The sequence below is a fragment of the Nocardia sp. bgisy134 genome (assembly GCF_057708325.1).
In genome coordinates this window covers 479,471-494,807 of the sequence record NZ_JBYIRW010000003.1, presented here as the reverse complement: position 1 = coordinate 494,807, position 15,337 = coordinate 479,471, and the positions used below count along the sequence as shown (strand labels likewise).

Annotated in this window: 18 protein-coding genes; 11 read left to right on the top strand and 7 right to left on the bottom strand. The window is 67.6% G+C overall.

Annotated features, from left to right (window positions below):
* Positions 1-100: 100 nt before the first annotated feature.
* The gene (locus AC3ERS_RS08715) at positions 101-469 is read right to left on the bottom strand and encodes a VOC family protein (RefSeq protein ID WP_431965300.1); all 369 of its coding nucleotides are present in this window, start codon (positions 467-469) and stop codon (positions 101-103) included.
* Between the two features lie 86 nt (positions 470-555).
* Between AC3ERS_RS08715 and AC3ERS_RS08710 the strand changes: the two genes are divergently transcribed.
* Complete coding sequence (locus AC3ERS_RS08710; protein ID WP_431965298.1) at positions 556-759, top strand: hypothetical protein; 204 nt, start codon at positions 556-558, stop codon at positions 757-759.
* A gap of 13 nt (positions 760-772) precedes the next feature.
* Here the strand turns inward: AC3ERS_RS08710 and AC3ERS_RS08705 are convergent, their stop codons facing one another.
* Positions 773-1,264, bottom strand: a complete 492-nt coding sequence (locus AC3ERS_RS08705; protein ID WP_431965296.1) for a SixA phosphatase family protein — start codon at positions 1,262-1,264, stop codon at positions 773-775.
* Between the two features lie 189 nt (positions 1,265-1,453).
* On the opposite strand from AC3ERS_RS08705, the gene AC3ERS_RS08700 reads away from it, so the two are divergent.
* Positions 1,454-3,124 carry an FAD-dependent oxidoreductase gene (locus AC3ERS_RS08700; protein WP_431965294.1) on the top strand — a complete coding sequence of 557 codons (1,671 nt, stop codon included), beginning with the start codon at positions 1,454-1,456 and terminating at the stop codon, positions 3,122-3,124.
* Positions 3,125-3,166: 42 nt separating this feature from the next.
* Here the strand turns inward: AC3ERS_RS08700 and AC3ERS_RS08695 are convergent, their stop codons facing one another.
* Positions 3,167-3,940 carry an acyl-[acyl-carrier-protein] thioesterase gene (locus AC3ERS_RS08695; protein ID WP_431965292.1) on the bottom strand — a complete coding sequence of 258 codons (774 nt, stop codon included), beginning with the start codon at positions 3,938-3,940 and terminating at the stop codon, positions 3,167-3,169.
* A 598-nt stretch (positions 3,941-4,538) separates the two neighbouring features.
* On the opposite strand from AC3ERS_RS08695, the gene AC3ERS_RS08690 reads away from it, so the two are divergent.
* Together AC3ERS_RS08690 and AC3ERS_RS08685 are read left to right on the top strand one after the other, a co-directional pair.
* Positions 4,539-5,459, top strand: coding sequence for a hypothetical protein (locus AC3ERS_RS08690; RefSeq protein ID WP_431965290.1), 921 nt, complete (start codon positions 4,539-4,541; stop codon positions 5,457-5,459).
* A complete protein-coding gene (locus AC3ERS_RS08685; protein ID WP_431965288.1) occupies positions 5,456-6,676 on the top strand; it encodes a DUF7373 family lipoprotein in 1,221 nt (406 codons plus the stop codon). The genes AC3ERS_RS08690 and AC3ERS_RS08685 overlap by 4 nt, the downstream gene beginning before the upstream one ends.
* A gap of 10 nt (positions 6,677-6,686) precedes the next feature.
* Here the strand turns inward: AC3ERS_RS08685 and AC3ERS_RS08680 are convergent, their stop codons facing one another.
* Together AC3ERS_RS08680 and AC3ERS_RS08675 are read right to left on the bottom strand one after the other, a co-directional pair.
* Entirely contained in the window at positions 6,687-7,808 is a 1,122-nt protein-coding gene (locus AC3ERS_RS08680) for a transglycosylase SLT domain-containing protein (RefSeq protein WP_431965286.1), read from the bottom strand.
* Positions 7,805-8,125 (bottom strand): WXG100 family type VII secretion target, encoded by a 321-nt coding sequence (locus AC3ERS_RS08675; RefSeq protein ID WP_431965284.1) that lies wholly within the window; start codon positions 8,123-8,125, stop codon positions 7,805-7,807. The genes AC3ERS_RS08680 and AC3ERS_RS08675 overlap by 4 nt, the downstream gene beginning before the upstream one ends.
* 115 nt (positions 8,126-8,240) lie before the next feature.
* Between AC3ERS_RS08675 and AC3ERS_RS08670 the strand changes: the two genes are divergently transcribed.
* Entirely contained in the window at positions 8,241-9,215 is a 975-nt protein-coding gene (locus AC3ERS_RS08670) for an NADPH:quinone oxidoreductase family protein (RefSeq protein WP_431965282.1), read from the top strand.
* Between the two features lie 22 nt (positions 9,216-9,237).
* Positions 9,238-10,350 carry a winged helix DNA-binding domain-containing protein gene (locus AC3ERS_RS08665; RefSeq protein WP_431965280.1) on the top strand — a complete coding sequence of 371 codons (1,113 nt, stop codon included), beginning with the start codon at positions 9,238-9,240 and terminating at the stop codon, positions 10,348-10,350.
* Positions 10,351-10,360: 10 nt separating this feature from the next.
* Here AC3ERS_RS08665 and AC3ERS_RS08660 read toward each other — a convergent pair whose 3' ends face one another.
* A complete protein-coding gene (locus tag AC3ERS_RS08660) occupies positions 10,361-10,885 on the bottom strand; it encodes an Lrp/AsnC family transcriptional regulator (protein WP_431965278.1) in 525 nt (174 codons plus the stop codon).
* A 161-nt stretch (positions 10,886-11,046) separates the two neighbouring features.
* Between AC3ERS_RS08660 and hppD the strand changes: the two genes are divergently transcribed.
* A complete protein-coding gene (gene hppD, locus AC3ERS_RS08655) occupies positions 11,047-12,225 on the top strand; it encodes a 4-hydroxyphenylpyruvate dioxygenase (protein ID WP_431965276.1) in 1,179 nt (392 codons plus the stop codon).
* 179 nt (positions 12,226-12,404) lie between these two features.
* On the opposite strand, the gene AC3ERS_RS08650 is transcribed toward hppD, so the two are convergent.
* Positions 12,405-12,635, bottom strand: a complete 231-nt coding sequence (locus AC3ERS_RS08650) for a hypothetical protein (protein ID WP_431965274.1) — start codon at positions 12,633-12,635, stop codon at positions 12,405-12,407.
* Between the two features lie 451 nt (positions 12,636-13,086).
* On the opposite strand from AC3ERS_RS08650, the gene AC3ERS_RS08645 reads away from it, so the two are divergent.
* The 4 genes from AC3ERS_RS08645 (at position 13,087) to rpsG (ending at position 15,327) form a co-directional block, all read left to right on the top strand.
* Positions 13,087-13,575 carry a DUF3558 domain-containing protein gene (locus tag AC3ERS_RS08645; RefSeq protein ID WP_431965272.1) on the top strand — a complete coding sequence of 163 codons (489 nt, stop codon included), beginning with the start codon at positions 13,087-13,089 and terminating at the stop codon, positions 13,573-13,575.
* Entirely contained in the window at positions 13,575-14,126 is a 552-nt protein-coding gene (locus AC3ERS_RS08640; RefSeq protein WP_431965270.1) for a DUF3558 domain-containing protein, read from the top strand. The genes AC3ERS_RS08645 and AC3ERS_RS08640 overlap by 1 nt, the downstream gene beginning before the upstream one ends.
* A 354-nt stretch (positions 14,127-14,480) precedes the next feature.
* Positions 14,481-14,855, top strand: coding sequence for a 30S ribosomal protein S12 (gene rpsL / locus AC3ERS_RS08635; RefSeq protein WP_014353064.1), 375 nt, complete (start codon positions 14,481-14,483; stop codon positions 14,853-14,855).
* Position 14,856: 1 nt separating this feature from the next.
* Positions 14,857-15,327: a 30S ribosomal protein S7 gene (gene rpsG, locus AC3ERS_RS08630; RefSeq protein WP_067838240.1), complete on the top strand. Its 471-nt coding sequence runs from the start codon at positions 14,857-14,859 to the stop codon at positions 15,325-15,327.
* The last annotated feature ends 10 nt before the right edge of the window (positions 15,328-15,337 follow it).

Here is a 15,337-nt window from a genome sequence, read left to right as displayed (position 1 = left end):
ACCTGGAGTGCACTCCAAGCAAGACCGATTCTGCCAACCGCGCGAGTGGTCGGCATCGGAGCCGCCGCCGACCGCACGTGGCGACAGGCTTACGAAGGGCTCAGTTGTACTTCGGCAACTCCTGGACGGCCCACTTGTTGCCGTCGGGGTCGCTGAAGAAGGTGAACAGGCCCCAGCCCATGTCCTGGACCGGCGTGGCGTCCACACCCGCCTCGACCAACTGCTGGTAGGCCTTCTCGGCGCTGGAGACCACCATCTGCATGCCCTCGACGCTGCCGGGCGCCGCCTCGGTGATGCCACGCCCGATACAGATCGAACAGCCCGATCCCGGCGGCGTCAGCTGCACGAAGCGAATGTCCTCGCTGGGCGAATGGTCGTGATCGGCGTGGAAACCGATGCTGGTGTAGAAGTCCTTGGCCCGATCGATGTCGGTGACCGGGATGGCGACGAGTTCGATTTTCCAATCCATCGCGTCAGCATCCCACCGCTCACCGACACGGGGACCGATATCGCGGGTCACGGGTCGCCGGGCGCAAACGCGCCTACCCTGGTGGCATGCCTGGAAAGGAAATCGACCGGATCCGGGCCCGCTCGGCCTGGGCCACGGTCAAAGAGAGTCCTGTGATCACCGCGATCGCGGTGGCGCCGTTCGTCGTCGTGCTCGGTGTTGTCTGGTGGCTGACAAACGGATTCGTCGCGTTCCTGCTACTGATCCTGCTCGGCGTCGGCCTCGTCGTCGGCGGCAAACTGCTGCGGTGAGCGCGAGCTCGCCTCAGCGGGGAATGTGGAAGCGCACGAGTTCGCCGGTGCCCGGGTCGATATCGGACCAGGGGCGATCGAATTCGAGCACCGCCATGGCCGAGGTGGGGAACTTCCTGCTCAGCTCGACGGCCTGGTTGGACGTGCGATTGGCTGCCAGTTCCCATGCGGTCCACGGCATCCCGGGCGCGTGACCGATCAGCAGCAGGGTCTCGACGTCGTCGTCGCTGAGCTGGATCAGTTCGATCAGGGTCCGCGGCGAGGCCTCGTAGATGCCGCGCTCGTAGACGACCGGCGCGGTGATGCCCGTCGCGGCCAGGGTTTCGCGGGTCCGCACCGCCGTCGAACAGCGCACCGCGTCGATCGGTGGCTGGGTTTCGCGCAGCCATTCGCCCGCCAGCCCGGCCTCCCGCTGCCCGCGCGGTGCGAGCGGGCGCTCGTGATCGCCGACGCCGTCCGGATAGCTGGACTTGCCGTGCCGCATCAGGATCAGGGTCCGCACCATGGCAATACCGTAAGCCTCCGCCCGTTACCTCGGTGTGATAGGCACGTAGGTGGTCCGAAGAGAGGCGTACGCCACTCTCGAGGCACACTGAAAGCGGCGTCACATCTCGCTATCCGCCCTGTGACACCGCGGACCACCTCAACCCGTTGGTGGCACCAGCCCACGTACATCTTCGAGGATCTGCACAATATGGCCTACGTAATCACGCAGCGTTGTTGCAACGACGCCAGCTGCGTCTCCGAGTGCCCGGTCGACTGCATTCGTCCCACGCCGGACCAGCCGGAGTTCGCGACGACCGAAATGCTCTACATCGACCCGGACACCTGCATCGACTGCGGCGCCTGTGTGGACGCGTGCCCGGTCGAGGCCATCTACCCCGAGGACGACCTGACGGCCTCGCTCGCACGGTTCCGCGACATCAATGCCGACTATTTCGAACGGCACCCGCTCGAATCCAACTTCGACCCGATCGTGGCGCCGCAGCGTCCGCCGAAGGAACTCGGCAGATTGCGCGTGGCGATCGTCGGCGCCGGGCCCGCGGCCTGCTACGCCGCCGACGAGCTCATGCGCCGCTGCGACGTCGAGGTCGAGATGTTCGACCGGCTGCCGACGCCGTGGGGTCTGGTGCGCGCCGGCGTCGCCCCCGACCATCCCGTCACCAAGACGGTCTCGGGCATGTTCGAGTCCGCGTTCCGCCGCGAGGCGCTGCAGTACTACCTGAACGTCGAGGTGGGCACGCACATCTCGCACGAAGAGCTGCTCCAGCACCACCACGCGGTGATCTACGCGGTCGGCGCGGCCAGCGACCGTCACATGAACATCCCCGGCGAGGATCTGCCGGGCAGCCACTCGGCCACCGAGTTCGTCGCCTGGTACAACGGCCACCCCGATTACGCCGACCGGCACTTCGACCTGTCCGGTGAGCGCGCGGTGATCGTCGGCAACGGCAACGTCGCGCTGGACGTGGCGCGGGTGCTCACCGTCGACCCGGACGAACTCGCCAAGACCGATATCGCCGACCACGCGCTGGATGCCTTGCGCCGCAGCAACATCCGCGAGGTCGTCGTGCTCGGCAGGCGCGGCCCGCTGCAAGCGGCCTACACCTCGCCGGAGTTCCTCGCGCTCACCCACCTGAAGGGCGTGGACGTGGTCGTCGACCAGGCCGAGCTCGAGCTCGACCCGGCCAGCCGCGCGCTGCTGGACGATCCGGACGTGGAGCCCTCGCTGCAGCTGAAGTACACCCTCGCCGAGGAATACGCCGCGGGCCGCCGCGACCCGGCCAACAAGCGGATCGTCTTCCGCTACCTGGCCTCGCCGACCGCGCTCACCGGCGACGAGCGTGTCGAGGGCATCGAATTCGTGGCCAACGAACTGGTCGAGGAGGGCGGCCAGCTGGTGGCGCGCGCGACCGACCGGACCGACCGGCTGGACGCGTCGCTGGTGCTGCGCTCCATCGGTTACCGCGGCCAGCCGGTCGCGGGCCTACCGTTCGACGAGCGCCGCGCCGTGGTGCCCAACGAGCACGGCCGGGTGCTCGGCGAGGACGGCGTCCCGCTGCCCGGCGTGTACGTCAGCGGCTGGATCAAGCGCGGACCGCGCGGGGTCATCGGCACGAACCGCATCGACTCCGAGGAGACCGTCGAGCAGCTCGTCAACGATTTCATCGCGGGCAAACTCGCTGTGCCGCAGGGCGATCGGGACGCGCTGAAGGCGCTCGTCGCGCAGCGGCAGGCCGACCTCGTCGATCGCTCGGGCTGGAAGTCCATCGATCAGGCGGAGAAGTCGGCGGGCAAGTCCGCCGGACGTCCGCGGGTCAAGTTCACCACCCGGGAGGATCTGCTCAAGGCCGCCCGCGGCTGAGTCACGGAGCCGGTCGGGGCCCATGCGGTCCCGGCCGGCCGGTCAAGCGGGCAGCGGCATGATGCGGACGACAGTCGTGGTCGTCCCGCCGACCACGAACCACAGCCGCAGCACCGGATGTCCGGTGCGGTCACCGGGTTCGTAGCGGCTGCGCACGCTGATGTGCTGGCGCGCGAGCACCGGGGCGACGTACTCGATCACCGCGCGGTGCGGCCCCGCGACCAGCTTCGGATAGTCCACCAGGAATTGCTCCACCGCCTGCCAGTAACAGGCGTTGTTCACGTGGTTGTACTGGTCGATATCGGTGGCCCGCACCGGAAAAGGCAGATCGGTGTCCGACTCGGGGGGAGTCGGGTCGAGCAGATAGGGCCGCCACCGCAGCCGGTGCTCGCTCGCGGTCTTCGCCAGGTAGGACAGGCCGTCGTCGCTGATCCGGGTCGGCCGGTTGGTCGATTCGTTGATGTTGATCCAGAAGCCCTCTGTCTCGATGAGCCCGCCGTTGTCGCTGGTGATTCGCACTCGCATGTTCGACCACCGGGTCGACATGCTCGAACACCAGCGCAGCAGATGCACCGTGTCCGGCCACACGATCGGCCGGATGACGTCGATGACGGTGCGGCGCACGATCCAGCTCGGATCAGACCGGTGCAGGAACGTGTGATGTAGCTGTTCCCAAGCGATATCCTGCAGGTATCTGGCGACGGCGTCGAACCTCAATCGGTCGTACGGATCCACATCGCCAGCCCGTACCGGCCACGCCGAGGCATAGCCCATGCCCTCCTGGCTCAGCGGGGCGAGTGGCTGATCGAGTGACACTGGTGCTCCTCGCGCTGCACGTTGTGCCGCGTCTTCTTGCGGTGCTGTTGTGAGACGACTTTACGGGGCGTACGTCACACCCTCGCGTCGAGCCGCCTGTACTCATTGGTAGGCGAATACCTGGCAACACCCCGCAACCATGCCTGCCCCAGCCATTGTCCCAGGCGGAGAGCGGCGGCCGCCGTCGATCGCCGAGTACGGTGCCGCCCAGCGCGGGTATCGGTACTATCCGGTGCAGGGCCGAGGGGAGGGGCACGGTTGAAACCGCTGGGGTACCGATGCCGACCTGGCCGCCCTGCCACCCGAACTCCGCCAGCTCATCGAACCCTGCCTGCGCAAGGACCCGCAGTCCCGCCCCACTTCCGCCCAAATTCTCGACTACCTAGGCCCCCTCACATCCCAGCCCTACCCCTGGCCGACCGCCGTCCACGAGGTCATCCGCCAATCCGCCGAGCTCTCCGCCCTGCTCGCCGACCCGGAGGGCACTCGGATCATCGGCGCGGACGAATCGACGTTCCTCGACCCGGCGACCAGTTTCGACGAGCGGTTGCGGAGGTTGGCGGACAGTGAATCAACGCCTCGGGGGCGCCGGAGGCCAATGATCGCCGCGCTGGCCGGTAGCGCGACTCTGGTCGCCGCCGTCGCGGTCGGTGTCGTACTGACGAAAAGCGATGGCGCGGCGGCGGACATGGTGAATCCACTCGCGAAGGTCGATCTCACCAAGCTCCGCTCCACCGACTGGTGCGCGGTGATGAAGGAGCCCCTCGTCCCGTCGCTCGGCGAGTGGACGACGAAACCCGAGTCGGCGGAGTGGGGCTCGTGCACCGGCACGGCCGGTAGACAACGATTCGAGCTGCGCGTGGCGCGCCTGGAGGGCTACCGGGACAACGGTGACCGAGTCTCGGGTGTTCCACTTCTCGAGGATGTGGCCGCGGAGAAGGAAGGTTGTGCGAGGGCCTTGGTTCCCGCGCCCATGGAGCCGCAATTCGGAATCACCGTGCGGGTGCAGGGCGAACAGCCTGGCGACAAGCCCTGCGATGTCGCGGAGAAGGCAGCCGCGGCGGTTGCGGATCGCGCCGAGAACGGGCTACCCCTGCTGCCGGACATCCGAAACTCCCTTGCTCGACTCGATCCGTGCTCCCTGGTGCGACCGAGCGAGATCAAGCTATCGGTCGGCCCAAAGGTGCCCGGCACTCCGGATACTGCCCATTCCTGCACCTGGTTCGGCGTCAATTCGCTGACGTTGACCCTCGAACGCACCGAACCGTTCGTGGACCCCACGAAACCGATAGCGGTCGAGGCGGGCGGCGGCCGGGTCGTCTATGTCGACGAGAACGAGCTGAGCGGTACGGAATGCACCAGGCGGGCCATATACCGGGTGGTGGATGCCGACACCGCCGAGGTGGTTCGGGTCCGGATGATCAATCCGTCCGATGTCCGTCCTGAGGGTAAATGCCTTGCCGCGGTAGACATTGTGGACCATGTCTACGCCAACCTGCCCCCGAAGGTGAGCCGATGACCCGATCTGCGCATCGATCGATCTGGTTTGTCGCGCTAGCGGCGCTCGTCCTGCTGACCGGGTGCTCCTCGACCGTGCCGGGCGCGGGAGTGCCGGGTGAGATCGACGTACGAACCTTGGACACCGGCCGCTTCCCGACCACGACGCCGACCCTCTCCGCCGCTCTTGTCCAGCCCGATTACCTCGGAATCGAGGCGGCGCGAATGGCCGACGCGGTGCTCAGTCCTTTCGAAGTCGACCCGAAATACGCGCTCGGCGCCACCGCGAGTGCGCACACGCGTCCTGATTCGGTGGTCCGGTACTTGTTCGATTCCACCGTTCCGGTATTGCGGAAACACGGGATGGTCCTCGGGTTCTCGACTGCTTCGGCGGATACCCAAGTGCCGCCGGAGAAGGCGTTGCACGATACAGCCGGTCAACGGCGTGAGGGACTGACCGTGACCGTGACCCGGTTCCCGGACGAGGGGTCGGCCACGGCGGCGGCGGTCGAACTCGACGCGGTCGACTCGGTGGCCGATCCGAACAACGTCCCGGTGAGACTCCCGAAGTACCCGCGAGCGGCGGCCCACTGGCGGCCCACCTTTCCGACGCTCGGCAGTACGACGCCCCACGGCCCTTTCGTGATCAGCGTTTACGCGGTGACCCGCAACACGGATCTGAACTTGTTGATCGGGATGACCGAGAAATACCTCGAGGCCGAGATCGCGATGCTGGACACCTTCGAACCGACTCCGATCACGGAATTGCGCAGACTGCGTCAGGATCCTGACGGCATGCTTGCACGCTCACTGCATGATGGTGGCGTGGTCGGGCGGCCGGACGGCAACAGCGAAGTGGTGTACACGACGCGGGGCTACCTCAATTTCGTCCTCGATCAGGTGGGCAGGTCGAGGGCGTTGCGCGATGCCGGAGTGGACCGGGTCGCCGTCGCTCCCATGACTTTCTTGTTCCGGACCCGAGACGTCGACGCGGCGAAGCGGTGGGTGCGAGAATCCGCCGAACTGGGCGATCCCGCCGAGCGTCGCGTCGTCGATCCACCGGAGGATGTGCCGGGCGCGTCGTGCGTCGAGGACCTATTCACCATTGCCCCGCAACGATTCCGGTGTTTTGTCGCCTACGGACGCTACGGTGCGCTGCTTCTCGGCACTCGACTGTGGGAAACCAAGCAACGGGCCGCCGCGCAGTTCGCCTTGCTGGCGAATTCCGGCGGCCGATAAACCGATGAACTCAATAACCCTGGTATGCGCCACCCGCGCGCAGTGATACCAGGCCTGGCACGTTGTGCACGGATCCGTAGCGGTCGACCGCATATCGGACTCCTGCCACGATATTGTCGACCGGGTTCCAGATATCGTCGTGACCAGGAGCTTTGTAGGAGTTGAAAGTCGGGTCGATTGTTTGCATCACGCCCTTGGACGGAATTCCCGCCGCCGCATTCGAATCCCAGCCGTTGAATGCGTGTGGATTGTCGCCCGACTCCCGTCGAATGATTTCCGAGATATCGGCGACCAGATTGGGATCGCTGGTGTCGTAGCCCATTTCACGCAGAATCTTCAGCGCTTCCTGGATCCACTGGGCTTTGTCGCCGGTCGGCATGGGCCCGACCGGGCCGCCTGAACTCGTGCTGCCCGACGGTGTGCCGTTCCCGCCGGAACCCGACGACATCACATACTGCGGCTTGCTCGGGCGTTGCGTGGTGGGCGGGGTGGTGGCGGCCGGGGTGGTCGGTGCAGGCGCGGGGACGAGTTCGGTGTCGGCGAGGCCGTCGAGGGCCGATCGGAGCTTGGTGACGGCGGTGTCGACCTTGCGTTGCGCCTCGGTGGCCACGGACTCGGCGGTCTGCAGGGCCGTGGTGATCTGGGTTTCCCAGGTCGCGGCGTCGGCGCGGATGCGAAGGCGCAGATCGTCGGCGGCTTGGCCGGTGAGGTCGCGGAGCAGTTCGTCGGTGCGCGCGGTGGCGTCGACGGTGCCGTTGTCGTTCACCGTGAAGCCCGCGATGAGGCCCATGCCCTCGGCGGGGACGGGACCGGCGCTGGCGGCCTGATCGCGCAGGCGCAGGACGTTGGATTTGGCTTCGGTCAGGTTGCCGACCTCGGCTTCGAAGGCGGTGGCGAGCTCGAGCAGCGCCGCGCTCACCGCACCCGAGCGGATCTTCTCGGTGTCCATCCGCTCGTTGGCGGCGTCGGCGGCGGCGCCGGACCACACCTTGTCGGTGCCGAGCCGGGCGGTGTCGTCGGAGCCCTTGCGCACCGCCGCGTCGAGCTTTTCGGAGAGTGTGCGCGCGTTCGCGCCCGCGGTACCGACCTGGGCGGGCTCCCAGGCGGCGACGTTCCCGATCGTGAGTGTCATGGCAGCGCGATCGTGCGGAGGCGGGTCGCGAAATCCTCCTCGGCGACCTCGTAGGCGCCCGCCGCGGTGCGGGTGCTCTGCGCGACCTTGTCGAGGCGGTCGGCGATGCGGTGCAGGCACTGATTGGTCAGGTCGGTGGCGCGGCCCGCCGAGTTGCCGAAGCTCGTGCCCTGCAGCGCCGAGACGGCGGGATTGAACCCGTTGCCGATGTTGAGCCCGCGAATCAGGCCTGCCTCGCCGCCGAGGTTGTTCGCGAACGTTTGCAGCGCTTGCGGATTCACCTGTAGCTGCGGCGCGGACTGCGGTCCGTCGACCATGGAAAACCCCCTTCTCCCCGACCTGAAAGTCGCGGCCAGCATAGCAAAATCGTTATGTTGGTCACGGTGTCATCGATGACGACCGATGTCGTCGAACGGACAGAGAGGTCGGCACATGCGCGCAGCCCAGGTCAGCAAGCTGGAGGGACCGGAAGCGGTCGAGATCGTCGAGATTCCGGAGCCCGCGTCGTATCCGGGCGGCGTGGTCATCGACGTGCACGCGGCGGGCGTCGCCTTCCCCGACGTGCTGATGACCCGCGGGCTGTACCAGATGAAACCGGAGCTGCCGTTCGTGGTGGGCGGCGAGGTCGCGGGCGTGGTGCGCGAGGCGCCCGCCGACGCGCACGTGCGGCCCGGTGACCGGGTGGTCGCGCTGACGCTGCTCGGCAACGCCATGGCCGAGGTCGCGGTGGCCCCCGCGCAGATGGTGTTCAAGCTGCCGGACAACATTTCGCTGGAGGCGGGCGCCGGCATCCTGTTCAACGACCTGACGGTGCACTTCTGCCTGCGCAACCGCGGCAGGCTGGCCAAGGGCGAGACGGTGCTCGTGCACGGCGCCGCGGGCGGCATCGGCACCTCGACGCTGCGCATGGCGGCGGCGCTGGGCGCGGGCCGGGTGATCGCCGTGGTGAGCACGCCGGAGAAGGCCGAGGTGGCCAAGGCCAACGGCGCCACCGACGTGGTGCTCGCCGACGGCTGGCTGGCCGCGGTGAAGGAGCTGACCGGCGGACGCGGCGTCGACATCGTGCTGGACCCGGTGGGCGGCGACCGCTTCACCGACAGCATTCGCTCGCTGGCCTCGGCAGGCAGGCTGCTGGTGGTCGGCTTCACCGCCGGTGAGATCCCGACGGTGAAGGTGAACCGCCTGCTGCTCAAGAACGTCGAGGTGGCGGGCGCGGCGTGGGGCGAGTGGGTCATGACCCACCCGGGCTACCTGGCCGAACAGTGGGCCGAGGTGGAGCCGCTGCTGGCCTCCGGCGAGATCGCGCCGCCGCATCCGGTGCTCTACCCGCTGGACCGGGCCGCCGAGGCCGTCGCCTCGCTGGACAACCGCACCGCAACCGGAAAGGTCGTCGTCACCCTGCGCTGAGCGCGGCGGTCGCTGTCATCCCATGACGCTTTCTCACCGGGTGTTGAACCGGACCTTGTTGCAGCGCCAGCACCTGCTGGCGCGTTCGTCGCTGACCGTGCCGCAGATGTGCGATCACCTGGTCGGCCTGCAGGCGCAGGACGTGCCGCCGCCGTTCATCGGATTGTGGAGCCGCCTGGCGGATTTCGACCCGGAGGTGGTGTCGGCGGGACTGGAGGACCGCTCGCTGGTCCGGATCACGTTGATGCGCGGCACCATTCACCTGGTCACCCCGCCGGACGCGCTGGGCATCGCGCCGCACATCCAGCCGGAGCTGGAGAAGGTCCCGTTCCGCAAGGGCTTCAACTACGGCGCGATGATCGGCCTCGACCCGGACGAGGTGCGGGCCCGCGGTGAGGAGACGCTCGGTGACGAGCCGATGCCCGCCGCGGAACTGCGCGCCCGCGCCGCGGCGCTGTGGCCGGACCGGGATCCCGGCGCGGTGGTGCAGACCTGGCTGTATCAGCTGCCGGTCCTGCAGACGCCGCCGCGCGGGAAGTGGAAGGACAACAGCCGTCCGGTGTGGTCGCGGGTCCAGCCGTGGCTGGGTGCGCCGCTCGATCCGAGCTACCCGCTCGCGGAGTTGCTCGTCCGGTATCTGCGCGCGTTCGGCCCCGCGACGACCATGGACATGCAGGCATGGTCCAAGCTGACCGGGCTGAAGAAGGCCGTCGACGCGCTGGGCGAGCGGCTGCGCACCCACACCGACGAGCGTGGCCGCACCCTCTACGACCTCGCCGACGCCGAATTGGCCGACCCGGAGCTGCCCGCACCGGTCCGGCTGCTCGGCTGGTACGACAACGCCGTTCTCTCGCACCAGGATCGAAGCCGGATCGTCCCGGATGGTGCGACCCCGACGCTGCGCGCTTTCGCGACGGCGGTGTCTCCGGTGCTGCTCGACGGCTTCGTCGCGGGGTTGTACAAGATCTTTCCGCAGTCCGGCGTCGCGCGGCTGCGGGTCAGCCCGAGCCGCGCGTGGTCGGCCGCCGAGCGAGCCGAGGTGGAGGCCGAAGCCCTTGCGCTGCTTGCCTTCCTGGAGGGCGACAAGCGGCCGAGCGTGGAGATTCTTGAGGTAGGCGCAGATCTGCGGCCGTGAAACGGGCGCTTCAGCGTTCGTGGGATTCCCGGTACGCGGGGGCCTTGCTGCTTCCGGTCGGCGTCAGCGTGCGCAGCAGCGGCAGCGTGCGCCGCGGCACCACCGTGGACAGCACGATGACGCTGTGCGAACGATCTACCGAACCGGTCCGGTCGATGCTGAGCAGTACCGATTGCAGCCCGGCGTGCGAGTCGGCGCCGATACGGCACAGCACGTCGCCCGAACCGGTCGTCGCGTACGCCTCCAGCACGCCGGGGATGGCCGCCAGCTCGGCGGCCACCGTGTCCAGCGCGCCTTGCGCGATCTCCAGTGTGACGAAGGCCTGGACGTCGAAACCCGCTGCGGTGACGTCGATCTGCGGATCGTAGGAGGCGATCACACCGGCTTCCTCCATGCGCCCGATGCGCGACTGCACGGTGGCTCGCGCCACCCGGGTGCGCCGGGAGAGCTCGAGGATTCCCGCCTTCTGGTGCTCGTGCATCGCGGTCAGGATGGCGAGGTCGAGTTCGTCCAGCTTCGCCGGGGTGCGTGACATGGCGACCTCCTGTGGGGGCGCGAACGTGGCAGCATGACCGTTCGATTCGTACTATTCAAATTGTCCAGCATTCCGCGGGATGCGCTAGCCGAATCCGCCACTGTGTCTACCGAAAATCAGGGCAGTTGCCTACCGGTCGGCGGCGGATATTTGCTTGATTCATGACCATCGAGCACCTGCCGACCGACGGCGAGCTGCGCGGGCTCGTCGGACTGGTCGACCACGACGACAGCATCGACCCCTTTCCTGTGATCGGCTGGGACGCCCTGGTCTGGGTAGTCGGCAACGCGACGCAGACCGCGCACTTCCTGCAATCCGCGTTCGGGATGCGGCTGGAGGCGTACTGCGGCCCGGAGACCGGCAACCGCGACCACAAGGCGTATGTGCTGCGCAGTGGCGCCGCCCGCTTCGTCGTCACCGGCGCGGTGCATCCGGACAGCCCGTTGATCGGCCACCACGATCGGCACGGCGACGGCGTGGTCGACATCGCGCTCGAGGTGCCCGACGTGGACCGCTGCATCGAGTGGGCGCGCACCCACGGCGCCACCGTCCTGGTCGAGCCGCACGACGAGACCGACGACTGCGGCACGATCCGCACCGCGGCGCTGGCCGCCTACGGCGAGACCAGGCACACCCTCATCGACCGTTCCAACTATTACGGTCCGTATCGGCCGGGTTATGTGGCTCGCCGCTCCGGCTACCAGCCGCGCCCGGGCGCGCCGACCCGGCTGTTCCAGGCCATCGACCACGTGGTCGGCAACGTGGAGCTCGGCATGATGGACCACTGGGTCGAGTTCTACCGCCGCGTCATGGGTTTCACGAACATGGCCGAATTCGTCGGCGACGACATCGCCACCGAGTACTCGGCGTTGATGAGCAAGGTGGTGGCCAACGGCAACCACCGGGTGAAGTTCCCGCTGAACGAGCCGGCCGTCGGCAAGAAGCGCTCCCAGATCGACGAGTACCTGGACTTCTATCGCGGGCCGGGCGTCCAGCACATCGCGCTGGCCACCAGCGACATCCTCACCTGCGTCGACAACCTGCGCCGTGAGGGCGTGGAATTCCTGGAAACCCCCGACACCTACTACGAGGACCCGGAGTTGCGCGCGCGCATCGGCCGGGTGCGGGTGCCGGTGGCCGAGCTGCAGCGCCGGGGCATCCTCGTCGACCGCGACGAGGACGGCTACTTGCTCCAGATCTTCACCAGGCCGCTGACCGACCGCCCCACCGTCTTCTTCGAAATCATCGAACGGCACGGCTCCCTCGGCTTCGGCAAGGGCAACTTCAAGGCGCTGTTCCAGGCGATCGAGCGCGAACAGGCGGCGCGGGGGAATCTCTAGGTCTAGCGACACGAACGGCGCGGTCGAGACCGGCGAACGGCCGGTGAATTCGTTCGAACTTCGTGGCCGCGTCGGCACTGTTGGTGCCGGACGCGGCCACGCTGTGTTCACGCCGAGCTCTGGTGGGCTGTGCTCACGAGGAGCTCAGTCGCACCGAGGGCCCCTGCGAGCCGAGAGGATCAGGGCTCGGCAGGGAACAGAAGCGCCCACCTGCCGTCCGGAAGCTGCTTGCAGAAGAAGCGATCACCGTGGGAATCGGTGTATCCCTTCTGCCGTCCCTCCCGCACGCAGGTGCTCGCGTCGTCGTAGATGCCACGAATTCCACCGACCGCCGCCGCCGTTCCGGTCGACCCGGCGACGACAGCGCCCGTCGTCAGCAGTGCGAGCGCCGAGTACGCAATGAACTTCATGTGAGAACCCCCCGTTGATGTGTGTTCGCACCGGGTCTCGCGGCTGCGTGACCCGGCTTGTCTCTCCGACCCTCCCGGGCGGATTTCATTCGGCAGAAGACGCCTTTCGGCTGTGGCAGTGGACGGCCACGCGACCGGCCTGTCTTCGTCGGATGCCCCCCGGCATGATCAGTAGTGCCGAAAAGCGTTCTGATTCGACGCATTTCGACGACCGCGAGCATACCCGGGTACGGCGGTCGGCGGCAACGATGCGCCGCCGGTCCCTCGGGGCCATGCCTTCGCGACGGCCCCTCGGTAGAGTCGTCAGCATGGTGTGTTCACGAAGCGTGGTCCGGCTGGATCGCCATCGCGCGGGCACCCGGGCGCCGGTGGTTTTCCGGGTTTCGCTGTCGAAAGAGGTGTCGTGATCCCTTCCTGGAAGGTTCGCGTTTCGGCGGTGGCGATCGCTTCGATGCTTCTGTCCGCGTGCGGGGCCGGTGACGGAGGGGATTCGGACAACGCGCCGCTGCGCCCGCCGCCCAAGGTCGCGGCCCTCGGCCCGTTCGTCGGCGAGTGCGGTCACGTCACCGACGACGAGGTGCGTGACCTCGGGGGGCTCGGCCGGATCTCGCAAGTGTTCCGTAACTCGGTCGGCTGCAATTGGCAGTCCGCCGGGGCCAGTTCGCCGAGCGTGACGTTCGCGTCGTACCGCGGCAGTCCCATCGACCGCGAGCGGGCGTGGGTTTCGCTGCAGGGGCGTGGACCGGAGGTGATCGAAGTGGGCGGCAGGCGTGGCTTCCAGGCGTTGGATCCGAGCGGGCGCGTGTGTGACCTCGCCGTGCAACTGGACGACGATTTCTTCGAGTGGTCGACATTCGTCGGAAGTTTCTCCGAGGTGAGCGGCAACCCCTGCGACCGGATGCGGCAACTGGCCGGCCTGACCCTGCAGAGGTTGGGATGATGGCCGGGTGGCGCCGCCGCGTCGCGGGCGTGACCGCGGCGCTGGCCATGACGGTCGTCGCCGCGGCGGGCTGCGGGCAGACGATCCCCGGCGTGCCCGAGCCGGTCGGCGCGAGCGAGCCCGCGAACACCAATTTCGACAAACTGCTGCGCGAGTGCGAGGTCGTCGACGCCGCCAAGATCGGTGAGATCGTCGGCAAGGCTCAGATCGTCGAAGGCTCCTTCCTCGGCGCAGTGTGCATGTGGGACATTCACGACGCACCGGGCGGAATGGCCATGGTGACGCTCAACTGGTACGAGCTCGGCACGCTGAACAACGAGAAGATCACCAACGACAAGCTGGGGTATCTCTCGGAGAGCGTGATGGTGCAGAGCAGTCGCGCGTTGCAGACGAGGCGGCCCAACGACCCGCACTCGTGCGGTGTCAGCGCGAGCGCGGCCGACAGCGGCGTGGTGGGTTGGTGGATCAACTACCGACCCGGTTCCGCACATCCGGATCCGTGCGCGGCGGCCAAGGCTTTGCTGGAGCTGACTTTGAATCTGGCCAGGTAAAACGGTATCCATACCGACCCCACTTTGACCCTGCACGAATCTCACGAGTATCGTGGATCGCTGTGCCCGGAAGCATGCGGGCAAGTTCGTGCGTAGGACGTAGGCCAGCGAGAGCGGCCGACCTTCCCGGCATGCCCGGAATATGGGTTCTTTCCCGCGCGCGACACGCCCGACCTCGGGACGCGAGAAACGTGGTTGGACGTGCGAGTGAATGCTCGATGAACGGCGGTGCGAGCGTCGGAACCGGAGGCCGAAGGCCTGCGTGACCGCGTAGGGGCCGACGTGCACGCCCCGCCAATTGAACACAGACACGAAGTCCAGACAACCGCGTTAGACAACAAGGAAAGCCGGTCTATGCCAACCATCAACCAGCTGGTCCGCAAGGGTCGCCGTGACAAGGTCGCCAAGACCAAGACCGCGGCCCTCAAGGGGAGCCCGCAGCGTCGTGGCGTGTGCACCCGCGTGTACACCACGACCCCGAAGAAGCCGAACTCCGCGCTGCGTAAGGTCGCGCGTGTTCGCCTGACCAGCGCGGTCGAGGTCACGGCTTACATCCCCGGCGAGGGCCACAACCTCCAGGAGCACTCGATGGTGCTCGTCCGTGGCGGTCGTGTGAAGGACCTCCCCGGTGTCCGCTACAAGATCATCCGTGGCTCGCTGGACACCCAGGGTGTGAAGAACCGCAAGCAGGCCCGCAGCCGCTACGGCGCCAAGAAGGAGAAGAGCTGATATGCCGCGCAAGGGCCCCGCTCCCAAGCGTCCGTTGATCAACGACCCGGTCTACGGGTCGCCGCTGGTCACCCAGCTGGTCAACAAGATCCTGCTGGACGGCAAGAAGTCGACCGCAGAGCGCATCGTGTACGGCGCGCTCGAGCAGGCGCGCGACAAGACCGGCACCGACCCGGTCGTCACCCTCAAGCGCGCCCTCGACAACGTCAAGCCGTCGCTCGAGGTGAAGCCCCGCCGCGTCGGTGGCGCCACCTACCAGGTTCCGGTCGAGGTTCGTCCCGGCCGTGCCAACACCCTTGCGCTGCGCTGGCTGGTCAACTTCGCCCGCGCGCGTCGTGAGAAGACCATGGTCGAGCGTCTGGCCAACGAGCTGCTGGACGCCAGCAATGGTCTGGGCGCTTCGGTGAAGCGTCGCGAGGACACCCACAAGATGGCCGAGTCGAACCGGGCGTTCGCGCACTACCGCTGGTGATTGTCGGCCG